17 protein-coding genes are annotated in these 20,246 nt (G+C 69.8%); 6 read left to right on the top strand and 11 right to left on the bottom strand.

Annotated elements, in window-relative coordinates:
• Positions 1-20: 20 nt before the first annotated feature.
• The 7 genes from P2Q00_RS15080 to P2Q00_RS15050 all read right to left on the bottom strand — a co-directional run bounded on the left by P2Q00_RS15080 (position 21) and on the right by P2Q00_RS15050 (position 8,435).
• Positions 21-1,454, bottom strand: coding sequence for a S28 family serine protease (locus P2Q00_RS15080; RefSeq protein ID WP_275772994.1), 1,434 nt, complete (start codon positions 1,452-1,454; stop codon positions 21-23).
• A 79-nt stretch (positions 1,455-1,533) separates the two neighbouring features.
• A complete protein-coding gene (locus tag P2Q00_RS15075; RefSeq protein ID WP_275773178.1) occupies positions 1,534-1,929 on the bottom strand; it encodes a hypothetical protein in 396 nt (131 codons plus the stop codon).
• Between the two features lie 154 nt (positions 1,930-2,083).
• Entirely contained in the window at positions 2,084-5,812 is a 3,729-nt protein-coding gene (locus P2Q00_RS15070; protein ID WP_275772993.1) for an ABC transporter ATP-binding protein, read from the bottom strand.
• 113 nt (positions 5,813-5,925) lie between these two features.
• Positions 5,926-6,948, bottom strand: a complete 1,023-nt coding sequence (locus tag P2Q00_RS15065; protein WP_275772992.1) for an esterase-like activity of phytase family protein — start codon at positions 6,946-6,948, stop codon at positions 5,926-5,928.
• Between the two features lie 48 nt (positions 6,949-6,996).
• A complete protein-coding gene (locus P2Q00_RS15060) occupies positions 6,997-7,848 on the bottom strand; it encodes a serine hydrolase (protein WP_275772991.1) in 852 nt (283 codons plus the stop codon).
• 105 nt (positions 7,849-7,953) lie between these two features.
• Positions 7,954-8,295, bottom strand: coding sequence for a hypothetical protein (locus tag P2Q00_RS15055; protein WP_275772990.1), 342 nt, complete (start codon positions 8,293-8,295; stop codon positions 7,954-7,956).
• Entirely contained in the window at positions 8,292-8,435 is a 144-nt protein-coding gene (locus tag P2Q00_RS15050; RefSeq protein WP_275772989.1) for a hypothetical protein, read from the bottom strand. The genes P2Q00_RS15055 and P2Q00_RS15050 overlap by 4 nt, the downstream gene beginning before the upstream one ends.
• Positions 8,436-8,562: 127 nt before the next feature.
• On the opposite strand from P2Q00_RS15050, the gene P2Q00_RS15045 reads away from it, so the two are divergent.
• Both P2Q00_RS15045 and P2Q00_RS15040 read left to right on the top strand, forming a co-directional pair.
• Positions 8,563-9,357, top strand: coding sequence for a helix-turn-helix domain-containing protein (locus P2Q00_RS15045; protein WP_275772988.1), 795 nt, complete (start codon positions 8,563-8,565; stop codon positions 9,355-9,357).
• Entirely contained in the window at positions 9,350-9,565 is a 216-nt protein-coding gene (locus P2Q00_RS15040) for a DUF397 domain-containing protein (RefSeq protein ID WP_275772987.1), read from the top strand. The genes P2Q00_RS15045 and P2Q00_RS15040 overlap by 8 nt, the downstream gene beginning before the upstream one ends.
• Here P2Q00_RS15040 and P2Q00_RS15035 read toward each other — a convergent pair.
• Complete coding sequence (locus tag P2Q00_RS15035) at positions 9,546-10,058, bottom strand: hypothetical protein (RefSeq protein WP_275772986.1); 513 nt, start codon at positions 10,056-10,058, stop codon at positions 9,546-9,548. The two genes, P2Q00_RS15040 and P2Q00_RS15035, sit on opposite strands and share 20 nt — an antisense overlap.
• A gap of 197 nt (positions 10,059-10,255) precedes the next feature.
• Between P2Q00_RS15035 and P2Q00_RS15030 the strand changes: the two genes are divergently transcribed.
• Together P2Q00_RS15030 and P2Q00_RS15025 are read left to right on the top strand one after the other, a co-directional pair.
• Positions 10,256-12,622: a mannosyltransferase YkcB-related protein gene (locus P2Q00_RS15030; protein WP_275772985.1), complete on the top strand. Its 2,367-nt coding sequence runs from the start codon at positions 10,256-10,258 to the stop codon at positions 12,620-12,622.
• A 138-nt stretch (positions 12,623-12,760) separates the two neighbouring features.
• Complete coding sequence (locus tag P2Q00_RS15025) at positions 12,761-13,564, top strand: endonuclease I family protein (protein ID WP_275772984.1); 804 nt, start codon at positions 12,761-12,763, stop codon at positions 13,562-13,564.
• A 3-nt stretch (positions 13,565-13,567) separates the two neighbouring features.
• On the opposite strand, the gene P2Q00_RS15020 is transcribed toward P2Q00_RS15025, so the two are convergent.
• Genes P2Q00_RS15020 through P2Q00_RS15010 form a run of 3 tightly spaced genes read right to left on the bottom strand, consistent with a single transcriptional unit; the run spans position 13,568 to position 17,741 of the window.
• Complete coding sequence (locus P2Q00_RS15020) at positions 13,568-15,256, bottom strand: thiamine pyrophosphate-binding protein (RefSeq protein ID WP_275772983.1); 1,689 nt, start codon at positions 15,254-15,256, stop codon at positions 13,568-13,570.
• On the bottom strand, positions 15,253-16,221 hold the full coding sequence (gene speB / locus P2Q00_RS15015) for an agmatinase (RefSeq protein WP_275772982.1): 969 nt from the start codon (positions 16,219-16,221) through the stop codon (positions 15,253-15,255). Before speB ends, P2Q00_RS15020 begins: the two co-directional genes overlap by 4 nt.
• A gap of 56 nt (positions 16,222-16,277) precedes the next feature.
• Positions 16,278-17,741 carry a sodium:solute symporter family protein gene (locus P2Q00_RS15010; protein WP_275772981.1) on the bottom strand — a complete coding sequence of 488 codons (1,464 nt, stop codon included), beginning with the start codon at positions 17,739-17,741 and terminating at the stop codon, positions 16,278-16,280.
• 122 nt (positions 17,742-17,863) lie between these two features.
• Between P2Q00_RS15010 and P2Q00_RS15005 the strand changes: the two genes are divergently transcribed.
• Complete coding sequence (locus tag P2Q00_RS15005) at positions 17,864-19,363, top strand: PucR family transcriptional regulator (RefSeq protein WP_275772980.1); 1,500 nt, start codon at positions 17,864-17,866, stop codon at positions 19,361-19,363.
• Between the two features lie 92 nt (positions 19,364-19,455).
• The gene (locus tag P2Q00_RS15000) at positions 19,456-20,244 is read left to right on the top strand and encodes a phosphatase (protein WP_275772979.1); all 789 of its coding nucleotides are present in this window, start codon (positions 19,456-19,458) and stop codon (positions 20,242-20,244) included.
• Positions 20,245-20,246: the final 2 nt, after the last annotated feature.

Here is a 20,246-nt window from a genome sequence, read left to right as displayed (position 1 = left end):
AGAGTTGGGGCCCTACGGTCTTATGGTCGCAGCGCCGGCTCGCGCTCCACGTCCGGCACGTCCAGCTTCCGGTCGAAGGGGGCCAGCGGCTTCGCCTGCGCCGTGGAAGGGGCGGGGACACCGGCCCAGTCCAGGATGCGGGCGGTGGCCAGCGCCTTCTGGTCCGCGACCAGACCGGCGACGTTGGCGCCGTGGTTCAGCCCCGGTGCCGTGAAGACGTAGGAGTCCTTCGCACCCTTGCCGACGCGGAAGCGCTCCGCGCCCCACGGGTCGTTCTGGCCGTAGACGAAGAGCATGTGGTGGGCGTGGTGCCGCACCCAGGAGTCGACGTCCCGCATCGCGTACGGCTGGAACTTCATCGGGATGTCGCGCGGGACCAGGTTCCGCGGCGTCTCGTAGCCGTACCGGATGTACTTCTTCTCGATGTACGGGAAGTTGATGTCCGGCGCGCCCAGCTGCGTGCCCGCCTGGTAGTAGTACGGCGTGTACGGCTCCAGGCCCTGGTCCGTGTAGAAGGAGAAGCCGGAGATGGTGTCCACGGAGTCCCAGATCGCCTGGTCGGTCGCGGTCTTCGCGTCCGCCGGGATGGTGTCGCAGTCCCGCACCAGGCTGTACTGCCAGAAGCCCCAGACGTAGTCGAGGACGACGGCCTCGTACGCCCGGTCCAGGCTGCCGAGGGTGTGGAAGGTGTAGCCGTTGTCCGCCGCGTAGGCCGCGTACTTCTTCTCCAGCGGCTCCCGGCGCACCAGCGCCTCGCGCTGTACGGCGTCCAGCCGGTCGCGGCACTCCTTGGTGCCGACCTGCGTGAAGAAGCGGTCGTAGGCGGAGTCCTCGTCGTTGACGACGTCGTTCGGGGCGACGTACGCGACGACGCCGTCCATGTCGCGCGGGTAGAAGCGCTTGTAGTAGGTGGCGGTCATGCCGCCCTTCGAACCGCCGGTGGAGATCCAGTTCTCGGTGTAGATCTTCTTCAGCGCCTTGAAGATACGGTGCTGGTCACTGGCCGCCTGCCAGATGTCCAGTTTGCTCCAGTCGGCCGGAGCGGGCCGGGAGGGCGTGAAGAAGCGGTACTCCATGGAGACCTGGTTGCCGTCCACGATCTGGGTCGGCTCGCGGCGGCTGGGCGTGGTGGAGACGTTGTAGCCGCCGGTGTAGAAGACCGTCGGGCGCGAAACGTCCTTGTGCAGCACGGTTATTCGCTGCTGGAACGTGCCCTTGGACGGATCCCTGTGATCGACCGGCTGGGTGTAGTTGAGGACGAAGAAGCGGTAGCCGGTGTACGGCTTCTCCTCGATCAGGCTCATCCCCGGTATGGAGAGCAGCTGATCCTTGATGTCGGTAGCAGCCTTCTCCGTGCCATTGGCCTCCGGCTCGGCGGCGGTGGCCGCCCCGGCCGTGCTCAATGTGCCTATGAGCACCGTGAGCGCCAGCAGCCATCTGAGCGCCTTGCGCATGCACCCTCCCCTGTGAGTCAGATGTGCGAGCGGAAGCTATCGGAGCAACTCCCGTTCACACCAGGGGATATGGGGAACTTCAGTACCGCTTCCAGCCACCGGAGTCGTAGGACCCCTCGCCCACCGAGCCCTTGATCCACACCGTGCGGTGTCCGACGTACGAGCGCACCGGTCCGGCGTGCTGCGTGAACTGACCCTTGTCGACGACGGGCTCGAAGCCGCGCGCCTGCAGGCTGACCATCATCGGGCGCTTGCCGCTACCGCCCCTGGGGACGGTGACGGCGCAGAGGTAGCTGCCGCTCTTGTAGAGCTTCACGGAACCGGTGGAGAAGGAGAACGTCCTGATCTTGCGGCCCGTGCAGGACGAGGGGTCGGCGGCCTGCGCCTCCCCCGCGGCCGCGACCGCGAGCAGCCCGGAAGCGGTCAGCACAGTCAGGAGCACCCCGAGCCGCCGCCGTATCGCACCACTGTCCACTGTCATCCCTCCCGTACCCCGGCGAAGAGCGTACGGGTGTACGGACGCACGACGTATGTCGGATGGTTGCACGGTCGTCAGCGACCGTCAGCAGGACCCACCCACCGGCTCCTTGCCCGGGAGGCCCGCCAAGGCCGAGCGGTGCGACCGCCGGTCAGGCCACCACAGGCGCGTCGGCCCCCACGAACGTCCGCCACAACCCGGCGTATGTGCCGCCCAATTGCAGCAGCTCCTCGTGCGTGCCGTCCTCCACCACCCGCCCGTGATCCATCACCACGACCCGGTCCGCGCGGGCGGCGGTGGTCAGGCGGTGGGCGACCACCAGGGTCGTACGGCGGCCCGCCAGGCGGTCGGTCGCCTGGTTGACCTGGGCCTCGGTGGCCAGGTCCAGGGCGGCCGTGGCCTCGTCGAGGAGGAGGACGTCGGGGTCGACGAGTTCCGCGCGGGCCAGGGCGATCAGCTGGCGCTGGCCGGCCGAGAGGTTGCGGCCGCGTTCGGCGACCTCGTGCAGATAGCCGCCGTCGAGCGTGGCGATCATCTCGTGCGCGCCGACGGCACGGGCCGCCGCCTCGACCTCGGCGTCGGTGGCGTCCGGGCGGCCGTAGGCGATGGCGTCGCGGACGGTGCCCTGGAAGAGGTACGCCTCCTGCGGGACGACGCCGAGACGGTGCCGGTAGGAGGTGATGTCGAGGGTGCGCAGGTCCTGGCCGTCGACCGTGACCCGGCCGCCCGTGGGGTCGTAGAAGCGCGCCACGAGCTTGACGAGGGTCGACTTGCCGGCGCCGGTCTCGCCGACGAACGCGACCGTCTGTCCGGCCGGGATGCTCAACTCGATGCCGCCGAGCGCCTCTTCGCCCTCGCCGTACGCGAAGTGCACGTCCTCGAAGGCGACCTCGCCGCGCAGGGAGAGGACTTCGAGGGGTTCGTCGGCGGACTTGGTGGAGGTCGGCTCCTGGAGGAGTTCCTGGATGCGGCCCAGGGAGACGGTGGCCTGCTGGTAGCCGTCGAAGACCTGGGAGAGCTGCTGGACCGGGGCGAAGAACAGGTCGATGTAGAGGAGGTAGGCGACCAGTGCGCCGGTCGTGAGCGTGGCGTCGTCGACGCGTCCCGCGCCCGCGATCAGTACGGCAGCGGCGGCGACGGACGACAGGAGCTGCACGAAGGGGAAGTAGATGGAGATCAGCCACTGCCCCCGGATACGGGCCTGCCGGTAGCTGTCGCTGCGCTCGGCGAACCGCCGGCCCCCGTCGCCCTCGCGCCGGAAGGCCTGCACGATCCGCAGCCCGGAGACGGACTCCTGGAGATCGGCGTTCACCGACGACACACGCTCACGCGCCAGTTCGTACGCCTTCACGCTGGCCCGCCGGAAGAAGAACGTGGCGACGATCAGCGGCGGCAGGGTCGCGAAGACGACGAGCGCCAGCTGGATGTCGATCACCAGCAGGGCGACCATGATGCCGAAGAAGGTGACGACGGAGACGAAGGCGGTGACGAGACCCGTCTGCAGGAAGGTGGAGAGGGCGTCGACGTCGGTCGTCATCCTCGTCATGATCCGGCCGGTCAACTCCCGCTCGTAGTAGTCGAGTCCGAGCCGCTGGAGCTGGGCGAAGATCTTCAGCCGGAGCGAGTACAGGACCCTTTCCCCCGTGCGCCCGGTCACCCGTGTCTCGCCCCGCTGCGCCGCCCACTGCACCAGCACGGCGAACAGCGCCAGCAGCGAGGCCGACCAGACCGCACCGACGGCGAGCTTGGTGACGCCCTGGTCGATGCCGTGCCGGATCATGATCGGCAGCAGCAGGCTCATGCCCGCGTCCACGGCGACGAGGGCCAGGCTGACCAGCAGCGGGAGCCCGAAGCCACGCAGCAGCCGCTTCAGGCCGTACGACTCCTCCGGCCGCACCGCCCGCGCCTCGTCGATGTCCGGGGTGTCGGTCGCCGGGGGCAGCGCGTCGACCTCGGCGAGGAGTTCGGGGGTGGCCGGCGTCCCCGCCAGCGCGGTGTCCTTGGGCTCGCGGTCGCCGGTCCACAGGCGGGGCGTCAGCCCGCGCCCGGCGTCGAAGTCGGCGTCCAGCTCGTCCCGTATGGAGTCCTGTACGGAGTCTCGTGCGGAGGTGTCCTCGGCCGGTACGGCGGGCCGGGTGTGGCCGGGGGAGACGCCGCCGAGCTCGTCGGGGTCGGTGAGGAGACGGCGGTAGAGGGCGGATCGTTCCTGCAGCTCCTCGTGGGTGCCGATGTCGGCGAGACGGCCGGCGTCGAGGACGGCTATGCGGTCGGCGAGGTTGAGGGTGGAGCGGCGGTGGGCGATGAGGAGCGTGGTGCGGCCCTGCATGACCTGCTTCAGCGCCTCGTGGATCTCGTGCTCCACGCGCGCGTCCACGGCGGAGGTGGCGTCGTCGAGGACGAGGAGACGCGGGTCGGTGAGGATCGCGCGGGCGAGGGCGACGCGCTGGCGCTGACCGCCGGAGAGGGTGAGGCCGTGCTCGCCGACCTTGGTGTCGTAGCCGTCGGGGAGCTCTGTGATGAAACGGTCCGCCTGGGCGGCGCGGGCGGCCTTGCGGATCTCCTCCTCGGTCGCGTCGGGACGGCCGTAGGCGATGTTGCTGCGGACCGTGTCCGAGAAGAGGAAGGAGTCCTCGGGGACCAGCCCGATCGCGGCGCGCAGCGAGTCGAGGGTGAGCTCGCGGACGTCGTGGCCGCCGATGAGGACGGCGCCGTGGGTGACGTCGTAGAAGCGCGGGAGGAGGAGGGAGACGGTCGACTTGCCGGAGCCGGAGGAGCCGACGACGGCCAGGGTCTCGCCGGGGCGGATCTCGAAGCTGAGGCCGTCCAGGACCGGGCGCTCGTGGTCATAGCCGAAGGAGACGTCGTCGAACTCGACGGTGGCGGGCGCGTCGGCGGGAAGTTCCTTCGTCCCGTCCGTCATGGACGGCTCGGTGTCGATGAGCTCCAGGACGCGCTCGGTACCGGCCCGCGCCTGCTGCCCCACCGTGAGGACCATGGCGAGCATCCGGACCGGGCCGACCAGCTGGGCGAGATACGTGGAGAAGGCGACGAACGTGCCGAGGGTGATGTGCCCGCGGACCGCCAGCCAGCCACCGAGCGCGAGCATGGCGACCTGGCCCAGGGCGGGGACGGCCTGGAGGGCGGGCGTGTAGGTGCTGTTCAGCCGGATCGTGCGGAGCCGGCCCGCGAACAGGCGGCGGCCCACCTCGCGCAGCTTGCCCGTCTCCTGGTCCTCCTGCCCGAAGCCCTTCACCACGCGTACGCCGCTGACGGCTCCGTCGACCACGCCCGCGACGGCGGCGGCCTGGGCCTGGGCGTACCAGGTGGCGGGGTGGAGCTTGGAGCGGCTGCGCTTGGCGATATAGGCGAGCGCGGGGGCCACGGCGAGGGCGACCAGCGTCAGCGGGAGCGACAGCCAGGCCATGATCACGAGCGAGATCACGAAGAGCAGGACGTTCCCGATGGTCATCGGGAGCATGAAGAGCAGGCCCTGGATGAGCTGCAGGTCGCTGGTCGCGCGGCCGACCACCTGGCCGGTGGAGAGCTCGTCCTGGCGGCGGCCGTCGAGCCGGGTGATCGTCTCGAACATCTCGGTCCGCAGATCGTGCTGGACGTCGAGGGCGAGACGGCCGCCGTAGTAGCGGCGTATGTAGGTGAGGACGTAGACGACGACGGCGGCGCCGAGCAGCAGGCCGGCCCAGGGGGCCATGCCGCGGCTGTGGTTGCCGATCACGTCGTCGATGATCACCTTGGTGACCAGCGGGACCAGCGCCATCACGGCCATACCGGCAAGGGAGGAGCCGAGGGCGAGGAGGACGTCCTCGCGGTAGCGCCAGGCGTATGCCGCCAGCCGTCGTGCCCATCCCCGTTGCGGTTCCACGCCGGTGCCTCCAGTTGACGTCTTGACGTCCTGATTGACGTCCTGATCTACCGGAAGCACCAACGCGGACGGGCGCGGATTTCATCCCGCCGCAACAAATCGGGAGGCAGGGATCAAATACGTACCCGCAGGTAATAGAACCGCGTCGTCTGCGCCGCGTTCTGGTTGTCGTCGCTGACCAGGAGCACCTTCAGGCGGCCCCGGGCGTCGCGCCCCGTGATCGTCATGCCCTCGATGTTGTCGAGGAGGGGGTTCGGCTGGGGCTGCTTGGCGGTCGCTCCCAGTGACGGGCAGTTCACGATGTCCGCGAGGAGGGTCTTCCTGATCAGGCGTACGCCGGCCTGGCCCGTGAGGTTCTCGATGCCGCTGGTGTCCGTCGCGTGGCGCGGGTCGGCCAGGTAGAGGCGGACCGTGTTGCCGACGCCGGAGGTGAAGCCGCGCTCCAGGACGAGCAGGCGGCCGTCGGGGGTGGCCTGGACCTCGGGGACGCCGAGGCCGGGGTCGAGCGGGTACGCGTACTGGGCGGCGAGGCGGAAGTGGTTGCCCTTGGTCCGGGTCCAGGTCTGGAAGCGGACGATGGTCGGGGAGTCGCCGGAGATCGCGTTCTCCATGGACGCCAGCAGGGTGTGGCCGCCGGGGAGGAGGGTCAGGCCTTCGAAGGTCTGGTTGGACGTGGCGCGCCCGGCGGGGGCGACGAGGAGTGAGGACGGGACCGGCAGACGGTCGAGGATCTTGCCGTCGGGGCTGTAGCGCCGTACGGACGGCTCGGTCTCCGAGGTGATGAGACGGGTGCCGTCCCCGTCTATGACGAGGCCCTCGCTGTCGAGCGCGGCGCCCTTCTCGTCGGCGAGCCGGACGACGGACTTCGGCTGGAGGGTCTTCGCGTCCAGGCTGAAGAGGGAGGAGCGGTCCTCCAGGGCGGCCAGGGACCCGTCCCGGTCCACGGCGAGCGCGGAGAAGTTGCCGGCGAAAGTGCCGTCGTACGTCGTCTTGTCGAGCGCGTCGGAGAAACGGTCGATGGAGACGGAGGGCGAACAGGCGTGGTTCTCAAGGGCATTGGCGGGCCCGGCGGCGGTCAGGCAGGTGGCCGCCGCCAGGGCCGCGGTGGTGGTCGCGAGTACGGTTCTCAGGCGCATGGGCGTCACCGTAGGACGGGTGGGTGACGGGCGGGAGACCGGCAGGGGTCAACTCGCGGCAAGATCCCTGTGAATGACTTTCGCTACGCCCTGGATGGTCGTGATGCCGTAGTTCATGGTGCTGTTGCCCCAGGTGAGCACAGTGATCATGTAGTCGTGGCCGCCGCCGTTGAAGGTGCCGACGCTGTGCACCCGCCAGCCGTGCGTGGAGCGCTGCAGCCAGCCGTTCTTGACGTGGACCGAGACGCCGGAGGGCGCTCCGTACGGCGTGCCCCAGCGCTGCGAGGAGATGACCTGGCTCATCAACTTCAGGATGTACGCACGGGAGTTGTCGCTCAGGACCGTGTTCTGCGCGGTGATCAGCTTGAGCAGCTTCTGCTCGTCGGTGACGTTGATCTGGGTCAGGCCCCAGTAGCCGTTCGCGCCGGGGACGGTCTTCGTCATCCCGGCCGCGGCGAGGAAGCCCTTGATCTTCGTCAGGCCCAGCTGCTTCCAGAGCTTGCTGGTCGCGGCGTTGTCCGACTGGGTGATCATGGCCTTGGCGAGCGAGACCTCGGTGTCGGTCAGGTAGCGGTTGTGCCGCTTCGCGTCCCAGAGGAGCGTGGCGAGGACGGTCACCTTCACGACGCTCGCCGAGTCGTACGAGGACGAGGCCCGCAGCGAGCAGGAGGTGTTCGTGGAGCGGTCGTAGAGCCCGACCGCGATGGTGCCCGTGCGGTTCGCGAGGGCGGCGGTGATGTCCTTCTGGAGCTTGGTGGCGAGCCCGGCCGTCGAGGACGTACAGCTGACTGCTGGTGTCGTGGCCGCGGCGGCGGGCGCTGCTGCCGCCAGCGGCACGATCACGCCTGCACCGAGGCTTGCTGCGAGCACGCGAGCGCCCCGGGATATCCGGTGAGTCATGGAGGCTTCCCATCCCCTTGAACCGACACGAGTGCGCTCATGGCGCACTCGCCCCTCATGACTCGTGGAGATGGCCGAAAGTTGTACGCGCGTTCCCCAAGGGGGTCAGTCACCCGGTACGGGGCTCTCGGCGCCGCCAGGAACGTCGATCTCGTCAAGCGCGTCGTGCGCAGGTGGAGGAAGGCGCCCACCCCGGCTCTCCGCGATGCGGTGAACGTCACGGAGCGCCTCAGCCATACGGGATGCCAGGAAGTGGAGTTGCGCGGACGTGGCCTTGCGGTCGGCCAGCATGTCGGCGGCGTGGTCGAGGAGTTCGCCCGCCATACGGAGCTGCAGGATCTCCACACTGTCGGCGACCCGGGAGACGTACCCGGTCCCGTCACCGACCAGGTAACAGGGCTGACCTGCCGCACCGGCCCAGGGCAGCAGGCGTGCGCCGCCCGTCACCGGCCGGCCTTCACGACTACTGCGGGCATGCCGATCGACCCGACGCCGACGCCGAGCGGCACGGCCGGAGCGGCCACCTCGCGGGCCACGGGGGCCGCCGACCGGCGTCGGCGAAAGAGGCGTCGAAGAAGGTGCTTCATGTTGTCAACTTCCTTGAGTTCGCGAGGTATCGCGTTCTGTAGCGATCCACACACAGAGTGAGACGGAGCGGGCTAGGCTCGCCAGAGGGTTCTGTGTGACCAGGCCTTTGTCGCAAGGGAGTTGGACATGAGCAACACGTACGGTGAGTGGCTCAGGCAGCGGCGCGAGGCAGCGGGACTGACGCAGCAAGAGCTGGCTGACATGGCGTTCATGACGCGCTCGCACATCGCGCACATCGAGGCGGGGCGCCGGATGCCGTCGAGGGAGGACGCTCGACGGCTGGACATGGCCTTGGGCACAGGGGATGTACTGACCAGCTTTCTGCCGCAGGAAGACGAGGCGGTCGCCGACTACTTCGAGGCGGCACTGCAACTGGAGAAACAGGCGGTGATGATCCGAGAGTCCGCGGTGACGTTCGTACCCGGACTCCTCCAGACGAAGAGCTATGCGCAGGCCGTTCTGAGCACGACGTTCCCTCCGCTCAGCGAAAAGGAGCGTGACAAGCGCCTCGTCACACGGCTCAAGCGCACGAAGCTCCTCGACGATCCGGTGACACCCGCCTTCTGGGCGCTCCTCGACGAGGGCGTGCTGCACCGACTGGTGGGCGGCCGGGACGTCATGGCGGATCAGCTCCGGCACCTCGTTCACCTCGTCGAGAGCGGCCGGGTCCGGGTGCATGTGATGCCGCGCGGGACGGGGGCTTATCCGGTCATGCAGGGCATGTTGAGCCTGATGTGGTTCGAGGACCAGCCCCCCGTGGCCTATTCGGAAGGCATTCGGGTCGCCAAGGTTCACGACGCCCCGGCCATCGTCGAACAGTTGCAGGGCGCCTACCATCTGGCATTGAGCGATGCACTGCCGCTGCGCGAGTCGCTCGCCCTACTGAACGCCAAAGCGAAGGACTACGGGACCGATGCCTGAGTACGCCATCTCCAACGCCGCCACGCTCAGCGGCTGGCGCAAGTCGTCGTACAGCGGCAACGAAGCCGGCAGCTGCCTCGAAGTCCTCGACAACCACCCCGCCGGCGTCCCCGTCCGCGACTCCAAGATCCCGCAGGGCCCCGCGCTGCTCTTCGGGTCCGCCAACTGGTCAACGTTCGTCTCGGCCCTCAAGGCCGGGGGTTTCTAGCGCTAAGGGCGTCCCGGAGTTGGTCGAAGATACGGCGTCCTGGGCCGGAGGCAGGGAAGAGCAGTGGGTGTCTGGCTCTGACCTCCACTGTCACCCGGCTGCCGTCCACGGTTACGCCGATCGTCCGTTGGACGGACCACCGAAATCCCGCGTCCACCCGGAACTGCCCGGCACCGACGGCCGTGACCCCCCGTACCCAGGGCACCGGCCGCATCGACTCCCGGAGCGCCGCACCGTCGACCGGACCGGGGAGGACGACATCCGCGCGGTGGACGGAACGGAGGGAGTCGGCGGAAAGGCCCAACGTCCTTTTCACGCGCACGAGATGAGCGGCGATAGTCCCCAAGGACATCGCCACGCCGAAGAGGAGCCCTCTTTCCCCGGCCAGAGTGAGCGCCCTGGGCATCGCGTAGTACGCACTCGTCTCCAGGAAGCTGATCGCCCCGAAGGCGATCGTGAACACGGTCAGCTGCGTACCGAGCGCACCGAGCACGAAACGTATGGTGCCGGGCTCCCCAGCGCGACCGAGGTCCGGCGTCCCGCTCAATTCCATTTCCCAGCCGATCCCATGTCCGTGGATATTCGGCTGATAGTAGCGACCGCCGTGCTCTTACCCGCTTCTCATCCATCCACAGCCTGCCCCCAGGCAGAACACAGCCCGCGCCCATCAGCCCCCGCCATGGTGCAGTGGTGACATCTGCCACCGATCCCCACCCCCACACCGAGCCCGCGTCCGCCGACTGGCCGCCGCCGGCCCCGCCCGCCGCGGCGCCCGACGAGAAGGCGCCCCGCTGGTCGCTGCCCGCGCTGATCGCGATCCTCGTCCTGGCGGCGACGCTCTACGCCTGGAACCTGTCCGGCAACAGCCTCAACAGCTTCTACAGCGCGGCCATCTACAGCGGCACGAAGAGCTGGAAGGCGTGGTTCTTCGGCTCGTTGGACGCCGGGAACTTCATCACCGTCGACAAGCCGCCGTTCGCGCTCATGATCATGGGCCTGTCCTGCCGGGTCTTCGGCTTCGGCACCTGGCAGATGATGCTGCCCGAGATCGGGGCCGCGCTGGGCACGATCTGGATCCTGCACACCTCCGTGAAGCGGTACTTCGGCCATGTGGCCGCCGCCATCGCGGCGCTGGTCCTCGCGCTGACGCCGATCACCGTCGCCATCAACCGCGACAACAACCCCGACACCATCCTGGTGCTGCTGATGGTCGGCGGCGCGGCCCTCGCGCTCCGGTCCGTCCGCAACGAGAAGCTGCTGCCGCTCATCGGCTCGGCCGTGTGCTTCGGACTCGCCTTCAACACCAAGATGCTGCAGGGCTATATCGCCCTGCCGGCCGTCTTCGCCGTGTACGTCTACGCGTCGAAGCTCGGCTGGAAGAAGAAGGTCGTCAACCTGGTCCTGGCGGCTGTGGCACTGGCGGTCTCCAGCTTCTGGTGGGCGACGGCGGTCTCCCTCGTCCCCGCCGACGACCGGCCGTACATCGGCGGTTCGACCGACGGCTCGGCCTGGAACCTGATCATGGGCTACAACGGCCTGGGCCGGGTCCTCGGCGGCGAGGGCAACGGCGGAGGCGGCGGTGGCGGAGGCGGTACCTTCGCCGGCACGGCGGGCATCGGCCGTATGTTCAACGACATCCTCGGCGGCCAGATCTCCTGGCTGATCCCCTTCGCGTTCCTCGCGCTCGTGGCCGGCCTGGTGCTGTGCGGCCGCGCCCCGCGCACCGACGCCACGCGCGCCGCACTCATCATGTGGGGCGGCTGGCTGGTGCTGCACTACCTGACCTTCGCCATGGCCGAGGGCACGATGCACCCGTACTACACGACCGCACTCGCCCCCGGCATCGCGGCGCTGACGGGTGCCGGCGGCGTCATGCTGTGGCGCGCCTTCCGCAGCGGTGACGCCCGCTGGACCTGGGTCCTTCCGGCCGGTCTGGCCGTCACCGGCATCTGGGCGATCGTGCTGCTGCGCCGGGCGACCGGCTGGAACACCTGGCTGTGGCCGGTCGTCGGTGTGCTGATGGTCCTGGCGATCGTGGGCCTGTTCGTCCTCCGGTCCGCTAGCTCCGGTACGCGGATCCGGCTGCTCGGCGCGTCCGTCGTCGCGGCGATCGTGGCGGCCCTCGCGGGTCCGACGGCGTACGCGGCCTCGCCCGCCTTCGGTTCCTCCGGCGGCGGCATGATGGGCGGCACCAACCCGACCGCGGGCCCGTCCACCGGCGGCGGCATGGGCGGTCCCGGCGGCGGCCGGGGCGGCATGGGCGGCGGCAACGGCGGTCCGGGCGGCGGCGAGATGCCGGGCGGCACCCAGCAGGGCGGGACCCAGCAGGGTGGCCAGGCGAACGGCGAGATGCCGGGCGGCGGTCAGGGTCAGATGACACCGGGCGGCGGCAACGGCGAACTCCCGCAGGGCGGCGGTGCTCCCAGCGGCGCACCCAACGGCCAGAGCGGACAGAGCGGCCAACAGGGCGGCATGAACGGGGAGTTCCCCGGCGGCGGCGCTCAGGGCGGCGGCGCCAACGGCACTGCTCCCGGCGGCAACAGCAGCTCCGACACTCGCGGCGGCTTCGGCGGCGATGGCGGAATGGGCGGCGGCGGAATGGGCGGCGCCGACAGCCAGCTCATCTCGTACCTGGAGAAGCACCAGGACGGCGCCAAGTGGCTGATCGCGGTCTCCAACTCGCAGAGCGCGGGCCAGATGATCCTCAGCACCGGCAAGCCCGTCATCTCCATGTTCGGTTTCACCGGCTCCGACAAGGCGATGACCCTCGCCAAGCTCAAGGAACTGGTGAAGAAGGGCGAGCTGCACTACATCCAGCTCGGCGGCGGCATGGGCGGCGGCCCCGGCGGCGGCAACAACGCCAACTCGGAGCTCACGGCCTGGGTGAAGAAGCACGGCACGGCGGTGAAGGAGAGCGCGTACAGCAAGAACGCGACGTCCGAGTCGTCGAGCTCGTCGAAGTCGTCGAAGTCGTCGAGTTCATCGAACTCCTCGAACCAGTCGAACACGTCGAACACCTCGACGATCTACCGTCTGGACCCGTCGGACGTCAGCTGACGGACACCGGCACCGAAGAGGCCTCCGACCCCACGGTCGGAGGCCTCTTTTTACGTCCCGTTTACCTGCCGGACCTCATGTCCATGTCACCCTCCTTCTTGCCGCCTCCATTCAACCCGCGTAGATGGGAACCCCCACATGCTGGCGACACGCACCCGCCGCTGGAAGTCGGTGGCCCTGGCCACCGCAGCCGTCCTGGTCGGCCTCACCGCCCCGGCCCTGACCGCGACTTCGGCCGCCGCCACGACGACCGACTACGACTCGACGTACTACAAGAACGCGATCGGCAAGACGGGCGCGAGCCTCAAGTCGTCCCTCCACACCATCATCAGCAGCCAGAGCAAGATCTCGTACTCCGCGGTCTGGGACGCACTGAAGGTCACCGACCAGGACCCGAACAACAGCAACAACGTGATCCTGCTGTACAGCGGCGTCTCCCGCGCCAAGTCCCTCAACGGCGGTGACACGGGCGACTGGAACCGCGAGCACGTATGGGCCAAGTCCCACGGCGACTTCGGCACCGCGACCGGCCCCGGCACCGACCTCCACCACCTGCGCCCGGCGGACGTCACGGTCAACAGCATCCGCGGCGACAAGGACTTCGACAACGGCGGCAGCACCGTCAGCAACGGCGGCGGCAGCCTCACCGACTCCGACTCCTTCGAACCGCGCGACGCCGACAAGGGCGACGTGGCCCGCATGATCCTCTACATGGCGGTGCGCTACGACGGCGGCGACGGCTTCGCCGACCTGGAACCCGACGAGAAGGTCGACAACGGCAGCGCCCCGTACATCGGCAAGCTCTCGGTCCTCAAGCAGTGGAACGACGAGGACCCGCCGAGCACCTTCGAGGAGAACCGCAACCAGGTCATCTACGACACGTACCAGCACAACCGCAACCCGTTCATCGACCACCCGGAGTGGGTGGACGCGATCTGGTAGGGGTCAGCCCTCCAGATGCGTGGGCGCGAACATCCGCAGCACAGCGGGCAGCACGACCACTGAAGGTCCCGGCTGCGACAGCGCCTTCGACAGGTCGGTCTCCAGGGTCTCGGGGGTCGTCAGGACCCCCGGGACACCGAAGGACGCGGCGAGCGCCACATAGTCCGGCCGCGTCAGCTCCGTCGCCGTCGCCTCCCCGAACGCGTCCGTCATGTACTCGCGCAGGATGCCGTAACCGCCGTCGTCGACGATCAGCCAGGTGACGTTCAGGTCGTACTGCTTCGCCGTCGCCAGCTCCGCGATCGAGTAGAGCGCCCCGCCGTCGCCCGAGACCGCCAGCACCGGCCGGGTCGGGTCCGCGGCCGCCGCTCCCAGTGCCGCCGGGAAGCCGTAGCCGAGGCCGCCGGCGCCCTGGGCGGAGTGCAGGAGGTTGGGGCCCTTGGCATCGAAGGCCGACCAGGCCCAGTAGGCCAGGATGGTCATGTCCCAGAAGGACGGGGAGTCTGCGGGGAGGGCCCGGCGGACGGTCGCCAACACGTCCTGTTCCAGGGTGAGTTCCTGGGCGGCGATGCGCTCGGCGACCTTCGCCAGCACCTCCCGTACCCGCTCCGGGGCAGCGGGGTCCGTGCGCTCCTCCACCGTCTCCAGCAGCGCCTGCAGCGCGAGGCGCGCGTCCGCGTGGATGCCCAGAGCGGGGTGGTTGGACTCCAGCTTGCCGAGGTCCGCCTCGATCTGGATGACCCGGCCCCGCGGCTTGAACGTGTGGTAGTTCGAAGACAGTTCACCGAGTCCCGAGCCCACCACCAACAGTACGTCCGCGTCCTCCAGGAAGTCCGTGGTGTGGCGGTCCTCGATCCAGGACTGCAACGACAGCGGGTGCTTCCAGGGGAACGCGCCCTTGCCGCCGGGAGTCGCGACGACCGGCGCCTGCAGCCGCTCCGCCAGCTGCCTCAGCTTCCCCGACGCGTCCGCCCGTACCACTCCCCCGCCCGCGATGATCGCCGGACGTGCCGCGCGCGACAGCAAGTCGGCCGCCACCGCGGTGAGTTCGGGGCGCGGAGGCAGGTCCTCGGGGAAGGCATCGCCGCCCGTCACCACCGGGATCGAAGTCTGCGCCAGCAGCACGTCCTGCGGGATCTCCACCCACACCGGACCATGCGGAGCCGTCAGTGCCGACTTCCACGCCTCCGCGATCGCCGACGGGATCTGGGACTGCGTGCGCACCGTGTGGACCGACTTCACCACGCCCCTGAACGAGGCTGCCTGGTCCGGGAGTTCATGCAGATAGCCGTGGCGGCCGCCGCCCAGCCCCGTCGTCGGGATCTGGCTGCTGATCGCCAGTACGGGGGCGGAGGCCGCGCGTGCCTCCTGCAGTGCGGCGAGTGACGTCAGCGCGCCCGGGCCGGTCGAGAGGAGAAGCGGGGCGGCCTCGCCCGTGATCCTGCCGTACGCGTCCGCCGCGAACCCCGCGTTGTTCTCCACCCGCAGGCCGATGTACCGCAGGTCGGACCGGCGCAACGCGTCGAACATGCCCAGCGCGTGCTGGCCCGGCAGGCCGAAGACCGTCGTCGCGCCCAGCCCGGACAGCGTTTCCACGACCAGGTCTCCGCCGTTGCGGCCCGGAGGAGGATTCAGAGCAGCGGAGATCTGCGCCTGAGTCGGGCGGAGTTCCAGGTCGTGGTCGTGGGTCACTTCGCGCGAGCCTCGGCAATCTGGCGGGACATGATCGTGGTCAGTTCGTACGCCGCGTGGGACGCGGCCACCGACGTGATCTCCGCGTGATCGTACGCGGGCGCCACCTCGACGACATCCGCGGAGACCAGGTTGCAGGACGCCAGGCCCCGCAGGATCTCCAGGAGTTCGCGGGAGGTCATGCCGCCCGCCTCCGGCGTTCCCGTGCCGGGTGCGTGCGCCGGGTCCAGGCAGTCGATGTCGATCGAGATGTAGAGGGGGCGGTCGCCGATGCGCTGGCGCAGCTGGTCGGCCACCTCGTCCGCGCCGCGGCGGTAGATGTCCGCAGACGTGACGATCCCGAAGCCCATCTTCTCGTCGTCCGTCAGATCCTGCTTGCCGTAGAGCGGACCGCGCGTGCCCACGTGCGACAGCGCCTCCGTGTCGAGGATGCCCTCCTCCACCGCCCGCCGGAACGGCGTCCCGTGCGTGTACTCCGCGCCGAAGTACGTGTCCCAGGTGTCGAGGTGCGCGTCGAAGTGGAGCAGGGCCACCGGGCCGTGCTTCTTCGCGACCGAGCGCAGCAGCGGCAGCGCGATCGTGTGGTCGCCGCCCAGGGTCATCAGCCGCGCGCCCGTGCCCAGCAGGTCGTCCGCCGCCGCCTCGACCGTCTCGACGGCCTCGTTGATGTTGAAGGGGTTGACGGCGATGTCACCGCCGTCCGCCACCTGCGCCAGCGCGAACGGGGACGCGTCCTGCGCCGGGTTGTACGGCCGCAGCAGCCGGGACGCCTCGCGGATCGCGTTGCCGCCGAAGCGGGCGCCCGGCCGGTAGGAGACGCCCGAGTCGAACGGCACACCCACCACGGCGACATCGGCACGGCCGACCTCGTCGAGGCGGGGGAGCCGGGCGAAGGTCGCGGGTCCGGCGTACCGCGGGATCCGGGAGGAGTCGACGGGGCCGCGGGGCGTCTCGTTGCTGCTCATGGGGTAATGCCTTCTTTCCTACGCTTCATCGCGTATGTGCTACTTCTTGTACGACTTTACTGGGCAGCGGGGACGGGGGTGACCTCGGCTTCAGGGGCGCCCCGCCCGGCGAGCCGGTCCCGCCAGGCGGCGAGTACGGCCGCGTCGGTCGCCGGGGTCGCCAGGGACACGGCGACGTATGCGACGAGGGACAGGAGAAGGCCGTAGTAGACGGGCTCGTTGGCGAGGATGCCGTAGCCCGCCATCAGACCGATCACCGCGAGGCCGCCGACGATCACCGAGGCCAGCGCGCCCTGTACGGTGCCGCGCTTCCACAGCAGGCCGCCGAGGATCGGCACGAGGAGACCGCCGACGAGCAGGTTGTACGCGACCGTCAGCGCCTCGACGACGTTGTTGAGCGCGATGGCCGTACCGATCACGGCGAGGCCCATCACGAGGATGAAGAGCCGGTTGTCCTTGACCTCGTCGCGCTCCTCACCCGAGGGACGCACCGCTCCCCGCAGCCGGGACCAGATGTCGTTGTTGGCGACGGTCGCGCAGGCGATCAGCGCGCCGGAGGACGTCGACATCACCGCGGCCAGGGCGGCGGCGAGCACCAACCCTCGTACACCGATGGGGAGTTCGTCCTTGACGATGGTCGCGAAGGCGTCGTCCGGGCTGCCGAGCTTCGGGTACAGCACCTTGGCCGCCGTACCGATGACGGCGCCGGCGAGGGCGTACGCGAGACAGTAGGTACCCGCGACCGTGCCGCCCCACTTGGCCGTCCTGTCGCTGCGGGCGGTGAAGACGCGCTGCCAGATGTCCTGTCCGATGAGCATGCCGAACGTATAGATCAGGACATAGGTGAAGATCGTCTCGCCGCCGATGCCCAGCGGGTCCAAGTACGACGTCGGCAGCTTGGCCTTCATCTCGGAGAAGCCGCCGGCCTTGACGACCGCGATGGGGAGGAGGAGCAGGAGCACACCGATCGTCTTGACGACGAACTGCACCATGTCCGTCAGGGTGATCGACCACATGCCGCCGAGGGTCGAGTACGCGACGACGATCGAGCCGCCGAGGATGATCGCGACGGTGCGGTTCATGTCGAAGAGGACGTCGAAGATGGTGGCGTAGGCGATGGTCGAGGTGACGGCGAGCATCAGCGTGTACGCCCACATGACCACGCCCGAGATCACGCCCGCCCAGCCGCCGTATCTGAGATCCAGCATCTCGGAGACCGTGTAGACCTTGAGGCGGGCGATGCGGGCGGAGAAGAAGACGGACAGGGCGAGCAGCCCGAGGCCGATGGTGAAGACCATCCAGGCACCGGAGAGGCCGTACCGGTAGCCCAGCCCGACACCGCCGATGGTGGACGCGCCGCCCAGGACGATCGCGGCCATGGTGCCGGAGTACATCGCGGGCCCGAGGCGGCGCCCGGCCACCAGGAACTCGCTCTTCGACCTGGCGCGGCGCATGCCCCACCAGCCCATGGCCAGCATGCCGGCCAGGTAGATGACGATGACTGTGTAGTCGACGGCCACAGGGCCCTCCTTCGCTCGGTCTCGCCGGCGGGTGATGAGCACTGACACTAGGTGGCTGGAAAGCGACTGCGAAGTGTACGTTTCATCTACTGGACCCATGCTGAATGGAGGGAACGCACACCATGCCGGATCCCGCGGTTCCCCCTACTCCACCCGTGCCCCTCGCGTCACTCCTGGCCCGTGAGGATCTGGCCCTGCGGCAGATCGCTGGGCCGGCCGATCCCGGCATCGTGATCCACTGGGCGCACACCTCGGAGATGGCCGACCCGTACCCGTATCTGCTGGGCGGGGAGCTGCTGCTGACGGCGGGCGTCCATGTCCCGGAGGCGGCAAGCTCGGGCACCTACTTCGACGACTATGTGTCGAGGATCGTCGCGGCGGGCGGCGCGGCCCTCGGCTTCGGGCTGGCTCCCGTGCACGACACGGTGCCGCGCGCCCTGGTGGCGGCGTGCGACGCGTATGAGCTGCCGCTTGTCGAGGTTCCTCCGCAGACCACGTTCTCCGGCGTCGCCCGCGCCGTCTGGCAGCTGATGGCCCAGGCCCGCCTCGCCGAATTGCGCCGCGTGACGGAGGCCCAGCAGAGCCTCGCGGCGGCGGCGTCCCGCCCGGACCCGGTGCCGTCGGTGCTGCGGCAGCTGGCCCAGCGGGTGAGGGGATGGGCGGTGCTCTACGGGCCGGAGGGGGCGGAGATCGCGTCGGCGGGGCGAGGACAGGCCGACGAGGTACGGGGAGCGCTGGCCGGGCTCGCGGAGGTCGTACGTCCCTCAGGTCCGGGTACACCCACCTCCGCCACCGACACCACCGCCGGCACTCACCTCGCCGCCTATGCCCTCGGCGCCGGTCGGGGCTTCGCACTCGGGGTCGCCGCGCCGCAGCGGGATCCCGGCGACCACACCATCGCCTCGGTCGCCGCCGTCCTGCTCTCCCTCCTCACCGGCGAGCACCAGAGCGGCACGGGGGCGGCGCGGTCGTCCGCGCTGGTACGGCTGCTGCTGGGGACGCCGCCCGCCGATGTGGCCGCCCTCCTCGGATCCGGGCCGTGGCTCGTGGTGCATGCCCGGCCGGATGCGCAGGCTCCCCCACTCTCGACTTCGCTCGAGCGGGGGGACCCCCACCTCCCGATGGCCGCCTCCGCGCTGGGGGCGGCCCTCGGGTCGCCGCTGGTCGACCTGGCGGACGACGTCGTACGGGTCCTGGTGCCCGCCGACCGCGAACCTGCCGCGCAACCGGGCTGGACGCTGGGCGTCAGCGCCGCGGTCGCCCCGTCCGCGTGGCCGTCCGCCGACACCCAGGCCGCCCGCGCACTGGCCCGCGCCCGTGCCACCCGCGCAGCGCTGGTCCGGCACGGCGACCGTGCCGGACTCACGGACCTGGTGCCGCCGGACGAGGCCGCGGCGCACGCCCGCACACTCCTCGCCCCGATCGCGGGCACCCCCGCGCTGACCGAGACGCTACGCACCTGGCTGTCCCTGCACGGCAGTTGGGACCGTACGGCCGTCGCCCTGTCCGTCCACCGCAACACGGTCCGCCAGCGCATCGCCCGCTGCGCCGCGCTCCTCGACACGGACCTGGACGACCCGGACGTACGCATGGAGCTGTGGTTCGCGCTGCGGCGGCAATAGGTACGGGCGCCTGTCCGGATGAGTACGTGACCCACGTCCCAGCGCGCCGGACGCCAGGGAATCGCACGGTCACCTGCCTCACAATGGGTTCCATGCCGATACCCGGGACACCCAGCCGCGCCGAGCTCGTCGAACACCTTGTACGGACCCGCATTGCGGGCGATGTCGCGACGCCCCGCGAGAACAACCTCTCCCACTACCGCCAGCTCGCGAACGGCGTCCGCAACTTCTGGCTCGGCCTGGAACTCGGCGACCGGTGGACCGACGAGCAGGACGTACTCGCGGTGATGGCGGAGCGGGTGGGTGTCAACGACGATCCCGAGTACCGGTACGGCCAGGACACCATCGACCCCGAGCTGACGGTCGACGGTCTGGAGCGGATGGCGGCGCGCCTGCGCAAAGCGGCCGAGGGGCAGCAGCGGGTGCTGTTCGCGACGGGCCACCCGGGCGGCCTGCTCGACGTGCACCGCGCGACGGCCGCCGCGCTGCGCGCCGCGGGTTGCGAGATCGTCGTGATCCCGGAGGGGCTGCAGACGGACGAGGGGTACGTCTGGCAACTCGCGGACGTGGCGGTCCTGGAGCACGGCGCCACCCTGTGGCACACCCACTCCGGCGAGCCGATGAAGGCCATCCTCACGGCACTTGAGAACGAGGGCCGCCCCCTGCCCGACCTGGTCGTGGCCGACCACGGCTGGGCGGGCTACGCCGGCCAGCACGGCATCGACTCCGTGGGCTACGCGGACTGCAACGACCCGGCCCTGTTCCTCGCCGAGGCGGAGGGAACCGTACAGGTGACGGTCCCGCTGGACGACCATGTGCCGAGCCCACGTCACTACGACCCGATGACGGCGTATCTGCTGGAGGCGGCGGGGCTCGCATGAAC

Origin of the sequence: Streptomyces coacervatus, assembly GCF_029223485.1 — a bacterium.
Taxonomy (GTDB): Bacteria; Actinomycetota; Actinomycetes; order Streptomycetales; family Streptomycetaceae; genus Streptomyces; species Streptomyces coacervatus.
Note: the sequence above shows the minus strand (reverse complement) of the source record. Positions and strands in the feature narration are given on the sequence as shown.